At 69.7% G+C, this 20794-nt stretch carries 18 protein-coding genes and 1 pseudogene; 9 read left to right on the forward strand and 10 right to left on the reverse strand.

Features of this window, described 5'->3' with window-relative positions; genetic code table 11:
* From ACGGCP_RS13945 to ACGGCP_RS13960, 4 genes are all read right to left on the reverse strand, one after another.
* The gene (locus ACGGCP_RS13945; protein ID WP_392965713.1) at positions 1-888 is read right to left on the reverse strand and encodes a carbohydrate ABC transporter permease; all 888 of its coding nucleotides are present in this window, start codon (positions 886-888) and stop codon (positions 1-3) included.
* Positions 888-1853: an ABC transporter permease gene (locus tag ACGGCP_RS13950; RefSeq protein ID WP_392965715.1), complete on the reverse strand. Its 966-nt coding sequence runs from the start codon at positions 1851-1853 to the stop codon at positions 888-890. Before ACGGCP_RS13950 ends, ACGGCP_RS13945 begins: the two co-directional genes overlap by 1 nt.
* 81 nt (positions 1854-1934) lie before the next feature.
* Positions 1935-3455: an extracellular solute-binding protein gene (locus ACGGCP_RS13955; protein WP_392965717.1), complete on the reverse strand. Its 1521-nt coding sequence runs from the start codon at positions 3453-3455 to the stop codon at positions 1935-1937.
* A 63-nt stretch (positions 3456-3518) separates the two neighbouring features.
* On the reverse strand, positions 3519-4163 hold the full coding sequence (locus ACGGCP_RS13960; RefSeq protein ID WP_392965720.1) for a DUF624 domain-containing protein: 645 nt from the start codon (positions 4161-4163) through the stop codon (positions 3519-3521).
* Positions 4164-4483: 320 nt separating this feature from the next.
* Between ACGGCP_RS13960 and ACGGCP_RS13965 the strand changes: the two genes are divergently transcribed.
* The 4 genes from ACGGCP_RS13965 to ACGGCP_RS13980 all read left to right on the forward strand — a co-directional run bounded on the left by ACGGCP_RS13965 (position 4484) and on the right by ACGGCP_RS13980 (position 6643).
* Positions 4484-4846, forward strand: a complete 363-nt coding sequence (locus tag ACGGCP_RS13965; RefSeq protein ID WP_392966307.1) for a DUF2089 domain-containing protein — start codon at positions 4484-4486, stop codon at positions 4844-4846.
* Positions 4843-5103 carry a hypothetical protein gene (locus tag ACGGCP_RS13970; RefSeq protein WP_392965723.1) on the forward strand — a complete coding sequence of 87 codons (261 nt, stop codon included), beginning with the start codon at positions 4843-4845 and terminating at the stop codon, positions 5101-5103. The genes ACGGCP_RS13965 and ACGGCP_RS13970 overlap by 4 nt, the downstream gene beginning before the upstream one ends.
* A gap of 15 nt (positions 5104-5118) precedes the next feature.
* The gene (locus tag ACGGCP_RS13975; RefSeq protein ID WP_392965726.1) at positions 5119-5529 is read left to right on the forward strand and encodes a hypothetical protein; all 411 of its coding nucleotides are present in this window, start codon (positions 5119-5121) and stop codon (positions 5527-5529) included.
* A 127-nt stretch (positions 5530-5656) separates the two neighbouring features.
* Positions 5657-6643: a DUF389 domain-containing protein gene (locus ACGGCP_RS13980; protein WP_392965729.1), complete on the forward strand. Its 987-nt coding sequence runs from the start codon at positions 5657-5659 to the stop codon at positions 6641-6643.
* 113 nt (positions 6644-6756) lie between these two features.
* On the opposite strand, the pseudogene ACGGCP_RS13985 reads toward ACGGCP_RS13980, so the two are convergent.
* Positions 6757-7869 (reverse strand): annotated as a pseudogene (locus ACGGCP_RS13985) (TrkH family potassium uptake protein); the annotation flags it as partial.
* Positions 7870-8129: 260 nt separating this feature from the next.
* Complete coding sequence (locus ACGGCP_RS13990) at positions 8130-10652, reverse strand: DUF4118 domain-containing protein (RefSeq protein ID WP_392965732.1); 2523 nt, start codon at positions 10650-10652, stop codon at positions 8130-8132.
* 230 nt (positions 10653-10882) lie between these two features.
* Here ACGGCP_RS13990 and ACGGCP_RS13995 point away from each other — a divergent pair, with 230 nt between their 5' ends.
* Entirely contained in the window at positions 10883-12148 is a 1266-nt protein-coding gene (locus tag ACGGCP_RS13995) for a ricin-type beta-trefoil lectin domain protein (protein ID WP_392966310.1), read from the forward strand.
* 53 nt (positions 12149-12201) lie between these two features.
* On the opposite strand, the gene ACGGCP_RS14000 is transcribed toward ACGGCP_RS13995, so the two are convergent.
* From ACGGCP_RS14000 to kdpF, 4 genes are read right to left on the reverse strand one after another with little or no spacing between them, the layout of a single operon-like run.
* Entirely contained in the window at positions 12202-13116 is a 915-nt protein-coding gene (locus ACGGCP_RS14000; RefSeq protein WP_392965735.1) for a potassium-transporting ATPase subunit C, read from the reverse strand.
* 2 nt (positions 13117-13118) lie between these two features.
* A complete protein-coding gene (gene kdpB / locus ACGGCP_RS14005) occupies positions 13119-15242 on the reverse strand; it encodes a potassium-transporting ATPase subunit KdpB (RefSeq protein WP_392965738.1) in 2124 nt (707 codons plus the stop codon).
* 12 nt (positions 15243-15254) lie between these two features.
* Positions 15255-16904, reverse strand: coding sequence for a potassium-transporting ATPase subunit KdpA (gene kdpA / locus ACGGCP_RS14010; protein WP_392965740.1), 1650 nt, complete (start codon positions 16902-16904; stop codon positions 15255-15257).
* Entirely contained in the window at positions 16904-16993 is a 90-nt protein-coding gene (gene kdpF / locus ACGGCP_RS14015; protein WP_392965743.1) for a K(+)-transporting ATPase subunit F, read from the reverse strand. Before kdpF ends, kdpA begins: the two co-directional genes overlap by 1 nt.
* 343 nt (positions 16994-17336) lie before the next feature.
* Here kdpF and ACGGCP_RS14020 point away from each other — a divergent pair, with 343 nt between their 5' ends.
* The 4 genes from ACGGCP_RS14020 to ACGGCP_RS14035 are packed head-to-tail and all read left to right on the forward strand — an operon-like array spanning position 17337 to position 20790.
* The gene (locus tag ACGGCP_RS14020; RefSeq protein WP_392965746.1) at positions 17337-18158 is read left to right on the forward strand and encodes a YbaB/EbfC family nucleoid-associated protein; all 822 of its coding nucleotides are present in this window, start codon (positions 17337-17339) and stop codon (positions 18156-18158) included.
* 7 nt (positions 18159-18165) lie between these two features.
* Positions 18166-18459: a hypothetical protein gene (locus ACGGCP_RS14025; RefSeq protein ID WP_392965749.1), complete on the forward strand. Its 294-nt coding sequence runs from the start codon at positions 18166-18168 to the stop codon at positions 18457-18459.
* Positions 18460-18483: 24 nt separating this feature from the next.
* Positions 18484-19488, forward strand: coding sequence for a hypothetical protein (locus tag ACGGCP_RS14030; protein ID WP_392965752.1), 1005 nt, complete (start codon positions 18484-18486; stop codon positions 19486-19488).
* Positions 19489-19497: 9 nt separating this feature from the next.
* On the forward strand, positions 19498-20790 hold the full coding sequence (locus tag ACGGCP_RS14035; protein WP_392965755.1) for a hypothetical protein: 1293 nt from the start codon (positions 19498-19500) through the stop codon (positions 20788-20790).
* The last annotated feature ends 4 nt before the right edge of the window (positions 20791-20794 follow it).

Consider the following 20794-nt stretch of genomic DNA (forward strand, 5'->3'; position numbering starts at 1 on the left):
TCAGCCTTTCACGCTTCCGATGAGCATGCCTTTTGCGAAGTGCTTCTGGAGGAACGGATACGCCAGGAGCACGGGGATGGTGGCGATGATGACGACGGCGAACTTGATGCCCTGGGCGGGCGGCGGCACGTCGGAGTTGAGTTCGTCGGCCGAGAGGGACGCGGCGGCGGTGACCTGCCGCAGGATCATCTGGAGCGTCCACTTGCCCGTGTCGCTGAGGTAGAGGAGCGGCGAGAGGTAGTCGTTCCAGATGCCGACGGCGTAGAACAGGGCGAACGTCGCGAGCACGGGTTTCGACAGCGGGACGACGACGTGCCGCAGGATCTGGAGTTCGTTCGCCCCGTCGATCTTTGCGGACTCCTCGAGCTCGTTGGGGAGCTGCTGGAAGAAGTTCTTGATGATGATGAGGCTGAACGGGTTGATCGCGGCGGGCAGGACGAGCGCCCAGTACGAGTCGAGGAGGCCGAGGTCCTTGACGACGAGGAACGTGGGGATGAGCCCGGCGCTGAAGACCATGGTGAAGACGACCAGGCTGAGCACGGTCCGCCGTCCGGGAAGGTCTACTTTCGACAGCGGGTAGGCCATGAGCACCGTGAGCGCGAGCTGGATCAGCGTGCCCACGACGGTGACCACCACGGTGGTGACGAACGCCCGCAGGATCACGTCCGAAGACAGGATCGACTCGTACGAGGTCGTCGTGAAGTCGTTGGGCCACAGGAAGAACGGCCGGGTCGTGATCTCCAGTTCGGTGGCGAACGATCCGGCGAGCACGTACACGAACGGCAGGACGGCGAGCAGGCCGACGCCGGTGAGCAGGGCGACGTTGAGGACGTCGAAGGCCCGTCCGGCGCGGGTGTTGAACCGCTTGTGCGTGGAGGTGGCGGACATCAGAAGATCCCCTGCTGGTTGAAGCGCTTGGCGAGCCAGTTGGTGCCGAAGATGAGCACGAGCCCGACGATGGCCTTGAACAGGCCCACGGCCGTGGCGTAGCTGTACGCGCCCTGCTCGATGCCCGCGAAGTACACGTAGGTGTCGAACACGTCGGCCACGGTCCGGTTGAGGGAGTTGGACATCAGGTAGATCTGCTCGAACCCGGTGTTGAGGATCTGCCCGGTGTGGAGGATGAGCAGGACGACGATCGTGGGCATGATCGAGGGGATCGTGATGTGCCAGACCCGCTGCCAGCGCCCGGCGCCGTCGATGATCGCGGCCTCGTACTGCTCCTGGTCGACGCCCGCGAGGGCGGCCAGGAAGATGATGGTGCCCCAGCCGGTGTTCTTCCAGACCTCCTGCATGAGGATGAGCGGCCGGAACCAGTCGGGGTCGGCGAGCATGTTCGCGTCGGTGCCGGAGATCCACGAGAAGAACGTCCACAAGGGGCCGGTCCCGATCGCGAACAGCAGCGCGGTGATGGAGACGACCACGGTCCACGACAGGAAGTGCGGGATGTAGACGAGGGTCTGCACGGTCCGCTTGAGCACCTGGAGCCGCAGTTCGTTGAGCAGCAGGGCGAGCACGATGGTGAGCGGGAACGCGATGAACAGGCTGAGCCCGGCGACGATGAGCGTGTTCTCCAGCAGCCGCGCGAAGTCGGGGTTCGACAGGAACTCCCGGAAGTGGGCCAGGCCGACCCATTCGCTGCCGTCGATGCCGAGGAACGGAATGTAGTTCTTGAACGCGATCCGCGCGCCCCACATGGGCCAGAAGCGGAACAGCGCGAAGTACAGCAGGCCGGGCAGCATCAGGAAGAACAGCCAGCGGTAGCGCGCGATGTCGCGCACGAGGCGCGCGGGGCGGCTGCGCGTCCGCGCCGGGGCGGGCGGCGGCTCGCGCCGGGCCGCTAGGAGTGTCATGTCGGCGGTCTCCTCGGGGGGTTCGGAGTGCGGGAACGGCGCCGCGCGGCGCCGTTCCCGCACAGGGGGATCGGTACTGCTCTAGAGGAGGTCGTTGACTTCCTGGACGACGTCGTCGCCGCCGCTGGAGCGCCACGTGTCGATGGCGGCCTGCAGCCCGGCCTCGTCGATCTGGCCGGCGATGTACTGGATGCGGGCGTCGGCGATGATCGTGTCGAGCTGCGCGCCGCTGGTGGTGTACGTGGGGGAGACGATGCCGGACGCCGGGTTGTAGACCGCGTTCGGCAGGTCTTCGGCCTGGAGGTCGAGGCGGCGCTGGAAGAGCGCGGCTTCGAACTCGGAGCCCTGCTTGATCGGGTGGGCGTTGTACCCGGCGACGTTCATGCCGAGCTGCGCCCACGCGCCGGTCACCTGGTCGGTGAAGTCCTGCTTGGCCGGGTCGAAGACGACGCCGCCGTCTTCGACGGTGTAGTTGTCGCCTTCGATGCCGTGGTTCATGAGGTTCTGCGCCTCGGTCGAGTTCAGCTCGTTGAGGGCGGTGAGGACCTGCGCGAGCTGCTCTTCGGTCTGGACGCCGGAGCGGGGGATCGCGAGGAACCCGGAGTACCCGGCGGTGGGCATCGCGAAGGTGCCGTTGGGGCCCGCGAGCTGGCCCGCGAGGGCGACGTACTGGTCGAAGCCCTCGGGGTCCTGCTCCTTGAAGAGCTTGGTGAGCTCGCCCGCGCGGGACTGCACGTCGATGATGATGCCGCCCTTGCCGTTGAGGAACGGCTCGTTCCAGGTGGCGGGGTCCATGGTGGCGTAGTCGGGGTTGACGTAGCCGTTCTGGACGAGGTCGCGCTCGTACTGGAGCGCCTGCGTCCACTCAGGAGTGGTAAAGGCCGGGACGAGTTCGCCGCCCTGGTCGCTCCAGAGGTTCCCGGCCCCGTGCCACACCTCGATGGCGTCGTAGGGGCTGCCGTTGCCGATGCCGCCCCACGCGGGGTTGATCATGCCGTAGGTGTCGTTCTGGCCGTTGCCGTCCGGGTCGTCCTCGGTGAACGCGCGGGCGATCTCGTAGAGGTCGTCGGTGGTCTCGGGCAGTTCGAGGCCGAGGTTGTCCAGCCAGTCCTGGCGGATGATGACGCTGTGGCGGATGACGTCGCGGGCGCGGTAGATGCCGTAGACCTTGCCGTTGACGCTGGCGGCCTCCTGCACCTCGGGGTTGGCGGTGACGAGGTTGGGGTAGTCGCCGGAGCCGAGCGCCTCGGTGAGGTCCCAGAACCCGCCCGCTTCGGCGGTCTGGACGAACGCCTGGTCCTTGCCCTGGATGACCATGACGTCGGGGATGTCGTCGCCCGCGAGGACGGTGTTGGTCTTCGCGCCGTAGTCGCTGTTGGGCACCCACTGGACGCTGAGGTCGAGTCCGGCGAGGTCGCTGAGCGCCTTGTCGATCGGGTCGTCCTCCTCGGGCGGGACGGGGGAGAAGAACGGCGCCATGATGTCGAGGGATTCGAGCGGTTCGTCGCTGCCTCCGCCGCCGTCGGAGCACGAGGCGAGGGCGAGGGCGCCGATGGCGGCCACCGCGATCGGTATGCGCTTTCTTGCGAGCTTGCGTTGCATCGGGGGTCCTTTCGGAAGGGGATCGCTTCGGTCGTTGTGGCGGTGCCGGTGCCGCCGTTGGGATCAGGCCGCGACGTTCCGGTCGTTCGCGGCGAAGAAGGAGAGGCAGAGCGCGGTGCACAGGTGCGTCCACGTCCCGACGGCGACTACCGGCACCAGGCCGGGGACGAACGCGCAGAGCGCGGTCGTGAGCGCGGTGGTCGCGATGAGGAGCAGCGGCGCGCCGGGGAAGCGCACGAGGAACGTCCAGGCCAGCAGGGCGCACTGGACGCGGCGCAGCTCGTAGTGGGCGTCCATGTTGAGGACGAGCACGAGGTGCGCGACGCAGGCGGCGGCGGCCGCCCACAGTCCGATCTGGAGCGCGCGAGGGCCGTCCGCGGTGAGGAGTCCGAGGCCGAGCCCGGTGAGGGCGGCGGCCGTGGGCGCAACGAGCAGGTTGGCGTGGAGGAAGTCGCGGCGCCACCGGGTCGCGAAGGCGCGCACGAGCCGCTGCGTGTCGCCGCGCAGCCGGGTGCGGCTGCACGAGGCCGCCGCGGCGAGGGCCGGGGCCCAGCCGAGGACGACCCCGCCGGCGAGGGTGAAGGCGATGATGAGGAGGTTGAGCAGGCCGACGTACGCGGCCGCGTCGGCCCAGCCGTACCAGCGGTCCAGGCGCGTGGCGGCCCGCTCGGTCGCGGACGGCCCGCCGGGGGTGGCCCAGGTCGTCATGCGCACTCCTGCCATCTCCATCGATGTATGCGAACAGTTCGATTCCCCAGGGCCGACCGCGGCCTTCGGCGCCTCGCCGGGCGGCACCGTGCTCGCGTTCGATTGAAAGGATTCAACTGTGGTTGCCACCATAGTTAACGATCAACCTCCCGTCAATACCGGGACGCACTCGCTTGAAATGACCTGCGGAACGGGCCGATCCGGCCCCGGTTGTTGAATCGGTTCAACCGGCCGTCTATCCTCAGATTAAAAAAATCAATCTCAAACTCTTGAAAATTAAGATCTACTCGAGTACAACTTGATATATGACAGACGAGGCAATGGACTGGCAGGAGCTGACGAACCTCACCCGAGGCCAGCGGTTCACCGTCGAACGGGTGCGGCTCGCAGAGAGCGGCATCGCGGTCGAAGGCGCGTTCGAGCTGCCGCAGCTCGCGCAACTCAGCGCCGAAGACCAGGTCTTCGTCACCGCCTTCGTGCGGTGCCACGGCTCCATCAAGGAGATGGAGCGGACCTTCGGCGTCAGCTACCCCACGATCAAGTCCCGGCTCAACCGGATCGGCCAGGCCCTCGACTTCATCGAGACCGACCCGGCGCCCTCCCGCGCCGAGGTCATCGACCGCCTCAAGCGCGGCGAGATCACCGCCGAGCAGGCACTCGCCGAACTGGAGGGCCCCACGTGATCCCCCAACTCGTCACCGTGCGGGTCCAGCGTCCCCGCCACCGCACCGTCCGGCTCTGGATCCCCGTGCTCCTCGTCGCGATCGTGCTCTCCCCGCTCCTGCTCCTCGCCGTGATCGGCGGCGTCATCGCCTGCCTGATCTTCGACATGAAGGTCCTCGCGACCTTCGCCGGCATCGGACGGCTCATCGCCGCCATGTCCGGCGCCCGCTTCGACTTCGAGCACGGACGCACCGCCGTGCTCGTGATCATCCGCTGAGACAAGGAAACCGCCATGAACGAACAGCGCAAAGCCATCCTCGACATGCTGGCCGAAGGCAAGATCACCGCCGACGAGGCCGAACGCCTCCTCGCCGCGATCGAGCCCGAGGACGCCCCGAACCCGGCCCGCCCCAAGGGCAAGGCCAAGTACCTGCGGGTCGTCATCAAGGCCCAGGACGAGGGCGAGCCCACGAACGTCAACGTCCGCGTCCCCATCGCCCTGCTGCGCGCCGGGGTCCGGCTCACCGCCCTCATCCCGCCGCGCGCCATCGAAGAGGCCAACTCCGCGATGGCCAAGAACGGCGTGAACTTCGACCTCGGCCAGCTCAAGCCCGACGAGCTCGAAGAACTCGTCAACCACCTCGACGAGGTCACCGTCGACATCGACTCGAGCGATGCCACGGTCCGCGTCTTCAGCGAGTAGCCGCATGTGGCGGTTCCGCGTGGCGGCCATGGTCGTCCGGGCCCGGTGGCAGGCCGCCCCCAGGCGGTACCTGCGCCGCTGGGCCCGGTAGACCCGGCACTGGCGCGAGTGGGAGAGAATGCTCCTCGTGTTGCATGTCCGCGTGATCAGCCCCGCCGCCTCCACCCCCGAAGTCCTGCGCATCGCCGCCGACTGCCCGGCGGTCGTCAACGTGATCCGGTTCCCCGGAGCCGCCTTCGATCCCGAAGGCGACGTCGTCGAGTTCGACGTCGCCCGGGAAGGCGCGAACGCCATCCTCGCCGACCTGCGCGAACTGGGACTTAAGGACACCGGCGGCATCACCGTCGAGCAGGTCGACCTGTCTATCTCCACCGCCGCCGAGCAGGCCGAGCACGCCGCCCCCGGCGACCCCGAGGACGCCGTCGTCTGGGAGGAGCTGTCCGCCCGCACCGCCGCCGAAGCCCGCATGACCTGGTCGTTCTTCGCGTTCCTGGCGCTGTCGGTGCAGATCGCGGCGATCGGCGCGCTCCTCGACCAGCCCATCCTCATCGTCGGCGCGATGGTCCTCGGCCCGGACTTCGGACCCGTCGCCGCCATGTGCTTCGGTGTGCTGCAACGCAACGTGCGCCTCATCGGGGCCGCGGCCCGCACCCTCGCCCTCGGCTTCGCGGCGGCCATCGCCGTCACCCTCGCCTGCGCGTACGCCAGCCGCCTCATGGGCTGGATCGAACCGGCCATGCTCGACGACCGCCCGCTGACCAGCTTCATCATCCACCCCGACCGGTGGTCCTTCGTGGTCGCCGTCCTCGCCGGGATCGCGGGCATCCTCTCCATGACCGCCCGCAAGTCCTCCGCGCTCGTCGGCGTCTTCATCTCGGTCACCACCGTGCCCGCCGCCGGGAACATCGCCGTGGCCATCGCGCTCTCCCACTGGGAGGAGGTCGGCGCGTCGTTCATCCAGCTCGGCGTCAACCTCGCCGGGATGATCCTCGCCGGGATCGTCACGCTCTTCATCCAGCGCGCCGTGTGGACCCGCTTCGGCCAGCACGAGATCGCCCCGCACTCCCCAGAGGTCCCGGTCGATAACCCGACGAGCGGCCGCGTCTCCGGGTAGCGGTACATCCGCTTGCGCGTCGCCATCGCCAGCGAGGTCGCGAACAGGACCGGGCCGATGCGCCCGCCGAACATGACGACGGCGAGCAGCCACTTCGACGGGTCGCCGAGGTCGTAGGTGATCCCCGTCGACTGGCCGACCGTGGCCGCCGCCGACACGACCTCGAACATGATGGGCGCCAAGGTGACATCCGGCTCGAACCGCTGCATGAGCATCACGGCCGCGACGTTGAACGCCAGATAGACGAGCGCGACCGTGAGCGCCTCGCGGATCACCGCCGTCGGCAGGCGGCGGCGGAACACCGAGGCGTCCTGCTCGCCGCGGATCTCGGCCCAGATCACCCACATCAGCAGGAAGAACGTGGTGACCTTGATGCCCCCGGCGGTCGACGCCGCGCCGCCGCCGATGAACATGAGCACCATCGACACCAGCAGCGAGTCGTCGCCCAGCTGCCCCACGTCGATCGAGTTGAACCCGCTCGTGCGCAGCACCGCCGACTGGAAGAACGCGGGCAGGAACCGGTCGTGCCAGGCGAACTGCCCGAACGTCCCCGGGTTCGACCACTCCAGGGCCAGCAGCGTGAACCAGCCGCCGACGAGCAGCACCGCCGTGCCCGACAGCGTCATCTTGGTGTGCATCGACCACTTGCGGGGACTCCTGCGCCGCCGCGAGAGCTCGTAGACCACCGGGATGCCGAGCCCGCCGAGGATCGTCCCGAACGCCAGCGGCAGGCTGATCCACGGGTCGGTCGCGAACCCGATGATCGAATCGCTGAACAGCGCGAACCCGGCGTTGTTGAACGCCGCGACGCTGTGGAACACCCCGTGCCACACCGCCTCGCCCGGCCCGAACCCGTAGCCCAGGCCGAACCGCAGCGCCAGCACCACGGCCGTCAGCGCCTCGACGATGAACGTGTACGTCGCCGCGAACCGCAGCACGCTCCGCACGTCGCCGAGGCTGATCGACGGATGCAGCTCCGCCTGCGTCATCAGCTTCGACCGGAGCCGGAGCCTGCGGCTCACCAGCATGCCCAGGAATGCCGCCGTCGTCATGACGCCGAGGCCGCCGAGCTGCATGCACACGAGGATGACCGCCTCGCCGAAACCGCTCCAGTGCGTCGGCGTGTCCACAGTGACCAGTCCCGTGACCGAGATCGCAGAGGTCCCGGTAAAGAGCGCGTCGACAAAGCGCGTGTCCCCTGGATCGGCCTGCGCCGCAGGCAGCATCAGCAGCCCGGAAGCGGCCAGGATCGCCGCCGCGAACGCCACCGGGACGATCCGCACGGGCCGCCGCACGAATCCGTTGAGAACAGCACGCAGGACAGGTTGCACGGAAAGGCCTTCAGCTGATCGGAGATCTCGGCGCGGGACCGCGCCGCCGCGAGCAGGATATCCGCGCGACACGCCGGGCACCCGCGACACGACGCCCCCCACCAGGGGAACTTCCCGCCGACCCGCAGCCGCCGCGCCGAATCTTGACGCTTTTCTTACGCCTGCGGCAGCGTCAGCACCATAGTGAGCCCACCGCCCGGCGTCGCCTCAGACAGCAGCGTCCCGCCCATCGCCTCCGCCAGACCCCGCGACAACGCCAGCCCGAGCCCGACGCCGCTCGTGTTGTCCCGGTCGCCGAGCCGCTGGAACGGCGTGAACATCGCCTCCCGGTCCTCGTCGGGAACCCCTGGGCCGTAGTCGATGAGACGCAACTCCACCTGGTCGCCGTACACGCCCGCGCGCAGCACCGGCGGCCGGTCCTCCGGGCTGTACCGCAGCGCGTTCGACACGACGTTCACCAGGATGCGCTGCAGCAGACCGGGATCGGCCGCGACCTGCGGCAGTTCCCCGGCGATGTCGAGCCGCACCCCCGCCGCGACCTCGCCCAGCTCGTCCAACGCGTACGGCACCGCCTCGTCGAGCGCGATCGGCACCGGATGCGCGCCCAGCACCCCGGCCTGGAGCCGCGACATGTCGAGCAGGTTGTCCACCAGACCCGTCAGCTTCGCCAGCGACGCCTCCGCCGTCTCCAGCAGCTCCGACCGCTCCTCAGCCGTGAACAGCGACTCCTCCGACTTCAGACTGCTCACCGCCACCCGCACCGACGCCAGCGGCGACCGCAGGTCGTGCGACACCGCCGCCAGCAGCGCCGTCCGCAGCTTGTCCGTGTCCGTCAACCGCTGCACCGCCTCCGCCTGCCGCTCAAGGCGTTCGCGCTCCAGCGCGGCGGCGGCGTGCATCGCGAACGCCTGCGCGATCCGCCGGTCGCCCGCCGCCAGCGTGTGCCCCCGCAGCGCCAGCGCCAGGTCGTCGTTGATCGGCAGGTCGTTCTCGGCCGCACCGGGACTCGCGCAAGGCTCGCCCGCGCTGGCCACGCACCGCCACAGCCTCGCGTCCTGCCGCTCGGCCGGGCCCGCGCCCGGCTCGATCCGCTCCAGCAGCGTCACCGAGTCCAGCGCGAACGTCACCCGCAGCTGCTCCAGCAGGTCCGCGACCCGGTTGCGGCCCCGGAGCACGTCGCCCGCGAGGGTCGCCAGGGTCTGCGCCTCGGCGCTGGCGCGCGCGGCGAGCCGGGCCCTGGAGGCGGAGACGTTCACGACGGCCGCCCCGCCGAGCGCGAGCGCCACGAAGATGACCAGCGCGATGACCTGCTCCTGGTCGTCGATCTTGAACGAGTAGTACGGCTCGGTGAAGAAGAAGTTGAGCAGCACGAACCCCAGCAGCGCTGCCAGCAGCGCGGGCCACATGCCGCCGGTGAGGGTCAGGCCCATGACCGCCGTGAGGACGATGAGGATCATCGTGGTGAGCGAGAGCTCCCCGTGGAACGGGTTCAGCGCCGCCACGAGCGCGGGGATGCCGAAGAGCGCCAAGGCGATGCCGAGCCGCCTGCGGCCGGTGCCGATGAGGCCGCGCGCCGCGCGGCCGTGTTTGACGCTCGCGACCCGCTCGTGGGTCACGAGGTGCACGTCGATCGGTCCTGACTTCGCGGTGGTCGTGACCCCGACGCCGCGCGAGAGCATCTGCGCGAACCGGCCGCGCCGGGAGGCCCCGAGCACGAGCTGCGTCGCGTTGACGCCGACCGCGAACTCCAGCAGCGCATCGGGGATCGAGTCGCCGATGACCTGGTGGTACGAGCCGCCGAGGTCTTCGACGAGGAGCCGCTGCCGGGCGAGGTTCCGTGCGGCGCGGGCGCTGGTGAGGCCGTCGCCGGACGCGATGTAGACGGCCTTGAGGTCGGCCCCGCCCGAGCGGGCCGCGATGCGCGCGGCGCGGCGGATGAGCGTGTCGCCCTCGTCGCCGCCCGACAGCGCGACCACGACGCGTTCCTTCGATTCCCATGTGGCCGTGATGTGCTGGTCTTCGCGGTACTGCTCCAGCTGGTCCTCGACCTTGTCGGCGAGCCACAGCAGCGCGATCTCGCGCAGCGCGGTGAGGTTCCCGACCCGGAAGTAGTTGGCGAGCGCCGCGTCGATCTTCTCGGCGGGGTAGACGTTGCCGTGGAGCATTCTCCGGCGCAGCGCCTCGGGGGTGATGTCGGCGAGTTCGACCTGGTCGGCGCGGCGCACGACCTCGTCGGGGACGGTCTCGCGCTGGGGCACGCCGGTGATCTGGGCGACCACGTCGTTCAGCGATTCGAGGTGCTGCACGTTCACCGTGGAGATGACGTCGATCCCGGCGTCGAGGAGTTCGTCGATGTCCTCCCAGCGCTTGGTGTTGCGCGAGCCGGGGACGTTGGTGTGGGCGAGTTCGTCGACGAGGGCGACCTGCGGGGCGCGGGCCAGGACCGCGTCGAGGTCGAACTCCTCGAACGCGCTGCCCCGGTACGCGACGGTGTGGCGGGGGACGGTCTCGAGGCCGTTGACGAGGTCGGCGGTGCGCTCGCGCCCGTGGGTCTCGACGAAGCCGACGACCACGTCGGTGCCGCGCTCGGCCCTGCGGTGGGCTTCTTCGAGCGCGGCGAAGGTCTTGCCGACGCCGGGAGCGGCGCCGAGGTAGATACGGAGCTGTCCACGTGGCACGGGACCATCATTTCCTTGAACGGGGGCATCGGCCATCAGGAAACCGTCAAGATGATCACGGCCGGGCCGCGCCAGGCCTCGCGCCCGAAGTCATCCCATTGACATGGATCTATCCCGATGCTAAAAAGGAAGGAATATTTAGAGAGAGCGCTCTCTCGAAGTGCGCGCGCGAAAGGCGCTCTCCCTCGGAACGAGAGGACGCTTCCGTGAGACCGAGCAATCCCGTACCGATCCGCAAGCGCGGCAGCAAGACCCGCCGCCTCATCGCACTCGCCGCCGCAACCGTGGCGGCCGCCTCCGCCCTCACCGCCGGGATCGCCACCGCCGCCGAGACCGAGGCCCCGGCCGTCCAAGCCGACACCGTCCAGGCCCAGGCCCTGACCTGGAGCGACGAGTTCAACGCCGCCGCCGGCACCGCCCCGAACGCCGCCAAGTGGCGCTACGACATCGGCGGCTCCGGCTGGGGCAACAACGAGCACCAGTACTACACGAACAGCACCGCCAACGCCGCCCACGACGGCAGCGGCAACATGGTCATCACCGCCCGCCGAGAGAACCCCGCGAACTACCAGTGCTGGTACGGCGCCTGCCAGTACACCTCCGCGCGGCTGCTCACCTCGGGCACGTTTACCCAGGCGTACGGCCGCTTCGAGGCCCGCATCCAGATCCCGCGCGGCCAGGGCATCTGGCCCGCGTTCTGGATGCTCGGCGACGACCTCGGCCAGGTCGGCTGGCCGCAGAGCGGCGAGATCGACATCATGGAGAACGTCGGCTTCGAGCCGAACACCGTCCACGGCACCCTCCACGGCCCCGGCTACTCCGGCGGCGCGGGCGTCGGCGGCGCCTACACGATCGGGCAGCCCTTCGCGAACGGCTTCCACACGTTCGCCGTCGACTGGACGCCGAACGCGATCACCTGGTCGGTCGACGGCGTGAACTACCAGACCAAGACCACGGCCGACATCGGCGGCGACGAGTGGGTGTTCGACCACCCGTTCTTCATGATCCTCAACGTCGCGGTGGGCGGGAACTGGCCCGGCTACCCCGACGCCTCCACGCAGTTCCCGCAGCAGATGAAGATCGACTACGTGCGCGTCTACTCCGGATCGACCAGCTCGGCCGGGGCGATCACCGGGCTCGCCGGTAAGTGCCTCGACGTGGAGGCCTCGGGCACCGCCGACGGCACGCCCGTGCAGCTCTACACCTGCAACGGCACCAACGCGCAGCGCTGGACCGCGCCCGGCGACGGGACGCTCCGCGCCCTCGGCAAGTGCCTCGACGTGGCGAACGGCTCGACGGCCGACGGCACGCCGGTGCGGTTGTGGACGTGCAACGGGTCCGGGGCGCAGCAGTGGGTCTTTTCCGGGGCGAACGACCTCGTGAATCCACAGGCGAGCAAGTGCCTGGACGTGCCCTGGGCCAATGCGGCCGACGGCACCAACCTCCAGATCGTCGTCTGCAACGGCAACGCCGCCCAGAAGTGGTTCCGGGCCTGAGGTGAGCGAAGGGCCGGAGGAGATCCCGCCTCCTCCGGCCCTTCGTTCCGGCCCTAAGCGACCGGGTACTGCTCGTCGAGCGCGAGGTTGAGCTCCACGACGTTCACTGCGGGCTGGCCGATGAAGCCGAGGAACCGGCCGCTGGTGTGCTCCTCGATGAGGTCCGCGACCTCGGACTCGTCCATGCCGCGCTCGGCCGCGATGCGGGCCGCCTGCAGCTCGGCGTACTCGGGGCTGATGTGCGGGTCCAGGCCCGAGCCGGACGCGGTGACCGCGTCGGCCGGGACCTCGGGCTCGCCGGAGGCGTCGCCCTCGATCGGCGTGATGATCGCGGCGGCGTAGTCCTCGCCGTATTCGGCGCATTCGACCTGCACGCCTTCGTACTCGGCGAGGAACGGCGCGTCGACCGTGCCGCACTGCTCGTTGAGGCTGACCACGCGGGTGACGTCGCCCGAGGTGCCCTCGGAGTAGAAGACGCCCAGGACCGCGCCGAGCCCCGCGTCGGTGCAGTACGGTCGGGAGCCGTCCACGCCTTCGCGCTCACCGATCTGGACCGACCGCTCGCACACCTGCGTGAGCAGGCTCTTCGCGGCGTTCTCGTCGCCGTCCCAGCCGAGGGCCGGGTCGGGCAGCGTGTCCACGACGTTCTCGGGGCCGAGGTTGGAAGCGCCGGTCACGAGCGGGTCGTAGTCGCCGTTGTCGCCGGCGGCCATCGACGGGCGGGACTGGAAGTACGCCAGGAGCGCTTCGCCGTCCGCGTCCGTGTAGGACTGCCCGATGAGCGAGGAGCCGACGACGTTGCCTTCCCGATCGGTGATGAGCGAGCCCTCGGCCTTGTCGTTCAGGCCCGGGAGCTGCGCGACCGCGAGGACCCCGAGCGGGTACAGGATGCCGGTGACCAGGGTCAGGACGAGCAGTGCCCTGACCGCCACGAGGTGCTGGAAGATCCAGCGGGGGAGACGTGCCATTGCTATGCCATCCCAGGAATGAGCGCGACCGCGAGGTCGATGAGTTTGATGCCGATGAACGGCGTGACGATGCCGCCCAGGCCGTACACCAGGAGGTTGCGCCGCAGCAGCGACGAGGCCGAACCCGGCTTGTAGGCGACGCCCTTGAGCGCCAGCGGGACGAGCGCGATGATGATGATCGCGTTGAAGATCACCGCCGAGACGATCGCGGACTCCGGGCTGGCGAGGCGCATGACGTTGAGCGCGTCGAGCCCGGGGTAGATCACGGCGAAGATCGCCGGGATGATCGCGAAGTACTTGGCGATGTCGTTGGCGATCGAGAAGGTCGTCAGCGCGCCGCGTGTCATGAGCAGCTGCTTGCCGATGGCGACGATCTCGATGAGCTTGGTCGGGTCGGAGTCGAGGTCGACCATGTTCCCGGCCTCTTTGGCCGCCGAGGTGCCGGTGTTCATCGCGACGCCGACGTCGGCGGCGGCCAGCGCCGGAGCGTCGTTGGTGCCGTCGCCGGTCATGGCGACCATGCGGCCCGACTCCTGCTCGCGCTTGATGAGCGCCATCTTGTCCTCGGGCTTGGCCTCGGCGAGGAAGTCGTCCACTCCCGCCTCGGCCGCGATGGCCTTCGCAGTGCGCGGGTTGTCGCCGGTGACCATCACTGTGCGGATGCCCATGGCGCGCAGGCGACTAAAGCGTTCGGCCATGCCCTCCTTGACGACGTCCTTGAGGTAGATGACGCCGAGGACGCGGGGCGTCTCGCCCTCCTGGTGCTCGGCGACGACCAGCGGCGTGCCGCCTTCGCGCGAGACCTGGTCGACGAGTTCGTCGACGCGCGGGTTCGGGTCGCCGCCTTCGGCCTTGACCCATTCGATGACGGCGGCGGCCGCGCCCTTGCGGATGCGGTGCACCGAACCGTGCTCCTCGATGTCCACACCGGACATACGGGTCTGCGCGGTGAATTCGATCCACTCGGCGTGGGCGAGCTCCCCGGCGTCCCGCTCGCGAAGACCGTAGCCCTCCTTGGCGTACACCACGATCGAGCGGCCCTCGGGCGTCTCGTCCGCGAGGCTGGAGAGCTGCGCCGCGTCGGCGAGGTGGCTCCCGGCGATGCCCGGCACCGCCAGGAACGAGCCAGCGCGGCGGTTGCCGTACGTGATCGTGCCGGTCTTGTCGAGCAGCAGCGTGTCCACGTCTCCGGCGGCCTCGACGGCGCGGCCGGACATGGCGAGGACGTTGCGCTGCACGAGCCGGTCCATCCCGGCGATGCCGATGGCGCTCAGGAGCGCGCCGATGGTGGTCGGGATCAGGCAGACGAGCAGCGAGATCAGGACGATTCCGGTCACGCCGTCCTGGTTCAGGACCGCCGAGTCCGGGGCCGCTGCCATGTAGTCCTTGGAGAAGATCGCCACTGGCTGCATCGTGACCACGGCGAGCACGAAGATGATCGTCATGGCCGCGAGCAGGATGTTCAGGGCGATCTCGTTCGGCGTCTTGCGCCGCTCGGAGCCTTCGACGAGCGCGATCATGCGGTCGAGGAAGGACTTGCCGGGTTCGGCGGTGATGCGGACGACGATCCAGTCCGAGAGGACCTTCGTGCCGCCCATGACCGCGCAGCGGTCGCCGCCGGACTCGCGGATGACGGGCGCGGACTCGCCGGTGATCGCCGATTCGTCCACACTGGCGATACCGGTGACGACGTCGCCGTCGCCCGGGATCGTCTGCCCCGCTTCGACGAGGACGTAGTCGCCGCGCTTGAGCTCGGGCGCGGGGACCTCGACCGTCGCCACCTTCGGCGACGTGATGTCGGGGTCCTGCTTCTCGAGCTTGCGGGCGACCGTGTCGGTCTTGGCCTTGCGCAGCGAGTCGGCCTGGGCCTTGCCGCGGCCTTCGGCGATCGCCTCGGCGGCGTTCGCGAAGAGCACGGTCAGCCACAGCCACACCGTGATCGTCCAGGCGAACACGCTCGGGTCGAGGGCGGCGATCACCGTGGTGAAGGCCGCGCCGATCTCGACGATGAACATGACCGGGTTGCGCCACATGACGCGGGGATCGAGCTTGCGGAACGCCGCCGGGGTGGCCTTCCACCACTGCATCGGGTCGAGGAGCCCGTTCCGGGGCTTTGCAGATGCCATTGCTGACGACTCCTAGTGCAGCCCGTCGGCCAGCGGGCCGAGGGCGAGGACGGGCAGGAAGGTGAGCGCGACGAGGATGATCGTCACGCCGACGACCATGCCGACGAACAGGGGCTTGTGGGTGGGCAGCGTGCCCGCGGTGGCGGGGACCGGCGACTGCTTCGCGAGCGACCCGGCGAGGGCGAGCACCAGGATGATCGGCAGGAACCGGCCGAACAGCATGCACAGGCCCAGCGCGGTGTTGAACCACGGCGTGTTCGCGCCGAATCCGCCGAACGCCGAACCGTTGTTGTTCGACGCCGATGCGAAGGCGTACAAGAGCTCCGAGAGGCCGTGCGGGCCCGAGTCCTGCATGGAGTCGAGGTTCACCGGCACCGCCAGCGAGGCCGCGACGCCGATGAGCAGCAGCGCGGGCGTCACGAGGAAGTACAGGCTCGCGAGCTTGATCTCGCGGGCGCCGATCTTCTTGCCCAGGTACTCCGGGGTGCGGCCGACCATGAGGCCCGCGATGAACACGGTGATCACGGCGAGCACGAGCAGCCCGTAGAGGCCCGCGCCGACGCCGCCGGGGGCGACCTCGCCGAGCATCATGTTGAGCATGAGGACGCCGCCGCCGAAGGACGTGAACGAGTCGTGGAACGAGTTCACCGAACCAGTCGAGGTCAGCGTGGTCGCGGCGGCGAACAGCCCTGAGTCGGCGATGCCGAAGCGCACTTCCTTGCCTTCCATGGCCGCGCCGATCGCCTGCGGCACGGTGCCGCCGCCGATGGTCTCGAATGTGATGACGAGCGAGGTCGAGACGAGGGCGATGACGCCCATGACCGAGACGATCGCGTAGCCCTGCCGGTTATCCCGCACGATCCGCCCGAACGTGCGCGGCAGCGAGAACGGGATGGCCAGCAGCAGGTAGATGATCAGGAAGTTCGTCCACGTCGTGGGGTTCTCGAACGGGTGGGCGGCGTTGGCGTTGTAGTAGCCGCCGCCGTTCGTGCCGAGGTTCTTGATCGCCTCCTGGCTCGCGACGAGGCCGCCGGTGATCGTCTGGCCGTCGGCGGTGGTCGTGAAGTCGGTGAGGTTCTGGACCACACCGCCCGCGACCAGCACGATCGCGGCGACGAAGCTGATCGGCACGAGGATCCACAGCACGATGCGGGTCAGGTCGACCCAGAAGTTCCCGAGCTTGTCCGTTGCCTTCCTTGCGAAACCGCGCACCAGGACGACCGCGACGGCGATGCCCACGGCGGCCGACACGAAGTTCTGCACCGCGAGCCCGGCCGCCTGGATCAGGATGCCCATAGTGGACTCGCCCGAGTAGGCCTGCCAGTTCGTGTTCGTGGTGAAGCTGACGGCGGTGTTCCACGCCAGCGCCGGCTCGACGCCGATGAACCCGTTGTCCAGCGGCAGCCAGCCCTGGACGCGCTGGAACAGGAACAGCACCAGGACGCTCACGGCCGAGAACGCCAGCACGCTGCGGGCGTACCCGGCCCAGTGCTGCTCGGTGCCGGGGCGCACGCCGATCACGCGGTAGATCCCGCGCTCGACCTTGCGGTGCTCTTCACGGGTGACGACCCGGTACATGTAGTCGCCGAGCGGCTTGAAGCTCAAGGCGAGCGCCGCGATCATCGCGGCGACGAGGAGGACCCCCGCTGCGGTCGGGCTCATCAGAAGCGCTCCGGTTTCAGCAGGGCCCACACGAGGTAGGCGCCGATGAGGACGGCCAGGACGAGGCCGATGGCGTTCACGGCGCTCACAGCTTCTCCACCGCCTTGACGACCAGAGCGAGGACGATGAAGCAGACCACCGTCAGCGCCAGATAGGCGAGATCGGGCATTGTTTCCTTCTTCTCAGCGAATTGGGAGGGCGCGGCGGGCGCCGCGCCGCCGACCGGGGTGCGTCGGCCTGACCGAGTGAACGCCGCCGGAAGAGGCTTGCCTAGGGCACTTGACGGCCCCCATACGTGAGCCCCCGAATGCTTGACGAGGCCTTGACGGCCCGCACTAGTGCGCCCGCCTGTCCGTTCGGAGTACGGTTTCGCCTGGTGTGCCGGGAAGTCTGGTCGGCGAACGATGTTCCTCGCTTCGGTTTGGAGTCGCAATGTCCGACCTTGATACCGCCGTGCCCGCCTACACCAGCGCCTGCGGCAACGTGACGATCGAAGGCGGCCCCGCGCCGACCGTGCGGCTCGCCCACACGGCGGTCCGCCTCCCGGTCCGCCAGCTCGCCGACCTCGTCGCGGGCACCGCCCGCGCCGCCGCCGACACTGCCGCCCTGGACACCGGCTCGACCGCTCCCGCGCTCGCCGAGCTGCGCCGCCTGCGTGACGGCCTGCACGAAGAAGGCCTGGCCGCCACCGTCGAACGCCGCCGCGCCGCCTACGACGCCGACGTCTTCGACCGCAACGACACCGCCCATCTCGACAGCGCCATTTTCGACAGTGCCGCTTCCGAACCCGCCGCTTTCGACCGCACCGACCCGCGGGCCACGGCCCGGCCCGCCACCGACGCCGCGTACCCGACCGCCGGCCTCGACGCCGCGATCGCCCTGCTCGAACGCTTCGAGCATCCTCACCCCGCCGAGCCGGTCGAGGACGCCACGGGCACCGCCACCAGCCCCGACGGGCAGGTCACCGTCGAAGCGACCGGCCGCTACCCGATCGCCCGCGTCGTCCTCGGCCCTCACGCCCGCGAGGAAGGCCCCGACTACCTCGCCGAACGCATCACCGAGACGGCCGCCCGCGCCGCCGCCGACCTCGACAAGCACCGGAGCGCCCACATCGACGCCCTCGGCCTGCCCTTCACCCAGGACCAGGTCGAAGGCTTCCCGGACCAGATGCGCGCCTACGCCGACAAGATCACCGGCCAGGCCGCCTACCTGCAACGACACCACCAAGACGCCGTGCGGCGTCTGCGACAGTGAGGACACCATGACCCACGCCGACCCCGAGGCGATCCGCGCCCTCGGCACCGCGATCGACCGCGACGTCACCCCGGTCCTGGAGGAGGCCAACGCGATCCTCCCGAACCTGCGCGGCATCGACCAGGCCCTCTACACCTCCGTGGCCCCCGCGCTCGCCGCGACCTACACGACCGCCTGCTCCTACATGAACGAGATGGTCCAAGGCGCCGCGGAGACCTTCACCGCCATGAACGACAACCTCGACGGCTGCGCGACCTCCTGGGAGGACGCCGACGCCGCAGCCGCAGCCGACTTCGCATAGACCCACTGGAAAAGGAAGCACCGCATGTCAATCGGCGCACCCGACCCCGCGTCATTCCAACCGATGATGGACGCGTTCGCGATGGCCTCCCCGGCCGCCGCCGTCGAGATCGTCCTGCCCGCGTTCACCTTCGGGCCCGCCTGCACCCAGATCGCCCGCATCATCTACATGAACCAGTGCAACCCCGGCCAGATCATGATGGTCGGCGCGTACTGGCTCCAGCTGGCCGAGAAGTACATCAAGGCCGGGCTCGACCTCGGCGACAAGGTCGACGCCTTCGACGCCGAGTCCTGGGAGGGCGACGACTGCGACGCCTTCACCGACCAGTCCGGGAAGGTCCGGGCCCAGCTGTTCGCCATCGGCGCGTTCGCCGTCGAGGTCGGCATGGGCCTGTTCACCATCGCCGCGCTCCTCGCGGTCATGGTCACCGCCTACGCCGCGCTGGCCACCGTCCTCATGGGCATGGCCCTCGTGTACTGGCCGCTCCAGGCGTTCCCGCTCACCGCCGGGGCCGCCGTCGCGGTCCGGACGGCCGCGATGACCGTCGCCGCGACCGGCCTGGGCGTCCTCCAGTCGCTCGACGCCGCTTTGAAGACCCTCGGCAACACGCTCGCCGCGTTCATCGGCGGCGGCATGGTCGGCTCCTGGGCCACCCTCGCCGTCTCCGGCAACGTCGTCAACCCGCTCGACCTGGTGGGCCCCACCGCGTTCAACATGGCGAACGGCTTCGCGCAGCTGGCCCTGCGCAACGCCGCAGCCCCGAGCGCGGGCAAACACGTTGCCCCCGGCCTGAACCACCTGTTCGTCGGCGGCCAGGGCGCGTACAACCTCGGCCTCAACTTGAACGACCGCGCGCAGGACGGCGCCGTCGACGGGAAGAACGACCCCAGGGCCACCTACGGCATCGACCCGGGCAACCTCGACTTCATCCCGAACGTCGAGACCTCCGACGGCAAGCCGGAACCGCCCTACACCTTCGAGAAGCCCGACTGGGCGAAGGATCCCGCGCCTTCCTGGTCCGGGAGCTGACCTCCGCCGATGACCTCCGACGACGCCGAAGCGCTCGCGCTGGGACTGGCCGCGATCGCCGTGTTCGCGACGTGGCCGGTGCTGCCCGGCCTGCGCCGCTTCGGCGGGTTCAAGACCTTCCCGCCGTTCCGGGCCTGGGCCGCGCGGCCGCATCCCGATGCGGCCGTGCGGGTCCGCACCGGCAGACGGCCGCGACCGGAACGCCGGACGGACGTGAGCCCGTTCTTCACACGGGTGAACCCGTCTCGGCGGACCGGCGCGGACGCCACCGTGGTCGTGCGGATCGCATGGTCCAATCAGGACTCACGCGACCTGCACCCCTCACTCCGCGCGAGCCGTCCGCTCGTCCCGCTCCTCAGCGTCGACGGCCGCCCGGCCGCCTGGGGCTGGGGCACGGTCGCGCTCGACCTCCCGCCCGGACGCCACCTCATCGCGGTCACCAGCAGCCATTCCCGCTGGTACCGCGTGGTGCACCTGAACGCGGGCGACGAGGTCGGGCTCGACTACGCGAGCATCCTCGGTGCGACCGCGCACTTCCACCGCCTCCCCGGGGCCTGGATCCGCGAACTCACCTCGTTCGGACCGCGCCGGGCCGCCCGCCCGGTCCGGATCCCGCTCATCGCCACGGGAGCCGCCGTTGTCGCCGCCCTCGCGGCCGTGGTCGCCTCGCAGACTTCCGCTTCGGCGCTCGTCGCGACCGCCTTCTGGGGCGCGGTCGCGGTCGGCCTGGGCAGCGGCATCGCCGTCTCCGCCGCGTCCTTGGCCCGGCAGGCCCGGTCCCGGCGGGTCACCGTCGCCTCGCCGCCCGACCGGAGCACCCTGGAGATCCTGGACGCGGACGGACCCCGCCTCGCGCCCGCCCCCGGCTGGGCCGGGCTCGGCCTGCACCTGCGATTCGACCTCGACCAGTACCCGGACGAGGCGCTCGCCGCCCTCTGCGGAGGGATCCGGCCGAACCTGATGCAGCGCTGGCGGACCGTCCGCATCGGCGAACCCGAGGCTCCTGCCTGCCGCCCTTGGATTCCCGTCCCCGAAGTCACAGTGGACGGCGTACCGCTCGACGCGAGCTGGACCCGCATGTGGACCCAGCTGGCCCCCGGCGAGCACGAACTGGCCGTCAAGGTTGGACCCGCCCCGGAGCAGGTCGACGCGGGCACGCTCGTCGAACCCGCCGAGTTCCGCACGCGGTTCCGGACCGTGGCGGGGGAGAACACCGAACTGACCGTCACCGCCGACATCACCGCGATCCCGGCCCGCGACCGGCCCCGGCTCACCGAGTTCCGCGCCCGCCTGCACTACTGAAAAA

Source organism: Glycomyces sp. NPDC048151 (genome assembly GCF_043202775.1).
Classification (GTDB): domain Bacteria; phylum Actinomycetota; class Actinomycetes; order Mycobacteriales; family Micromonosporaceae; genus Glycomyces.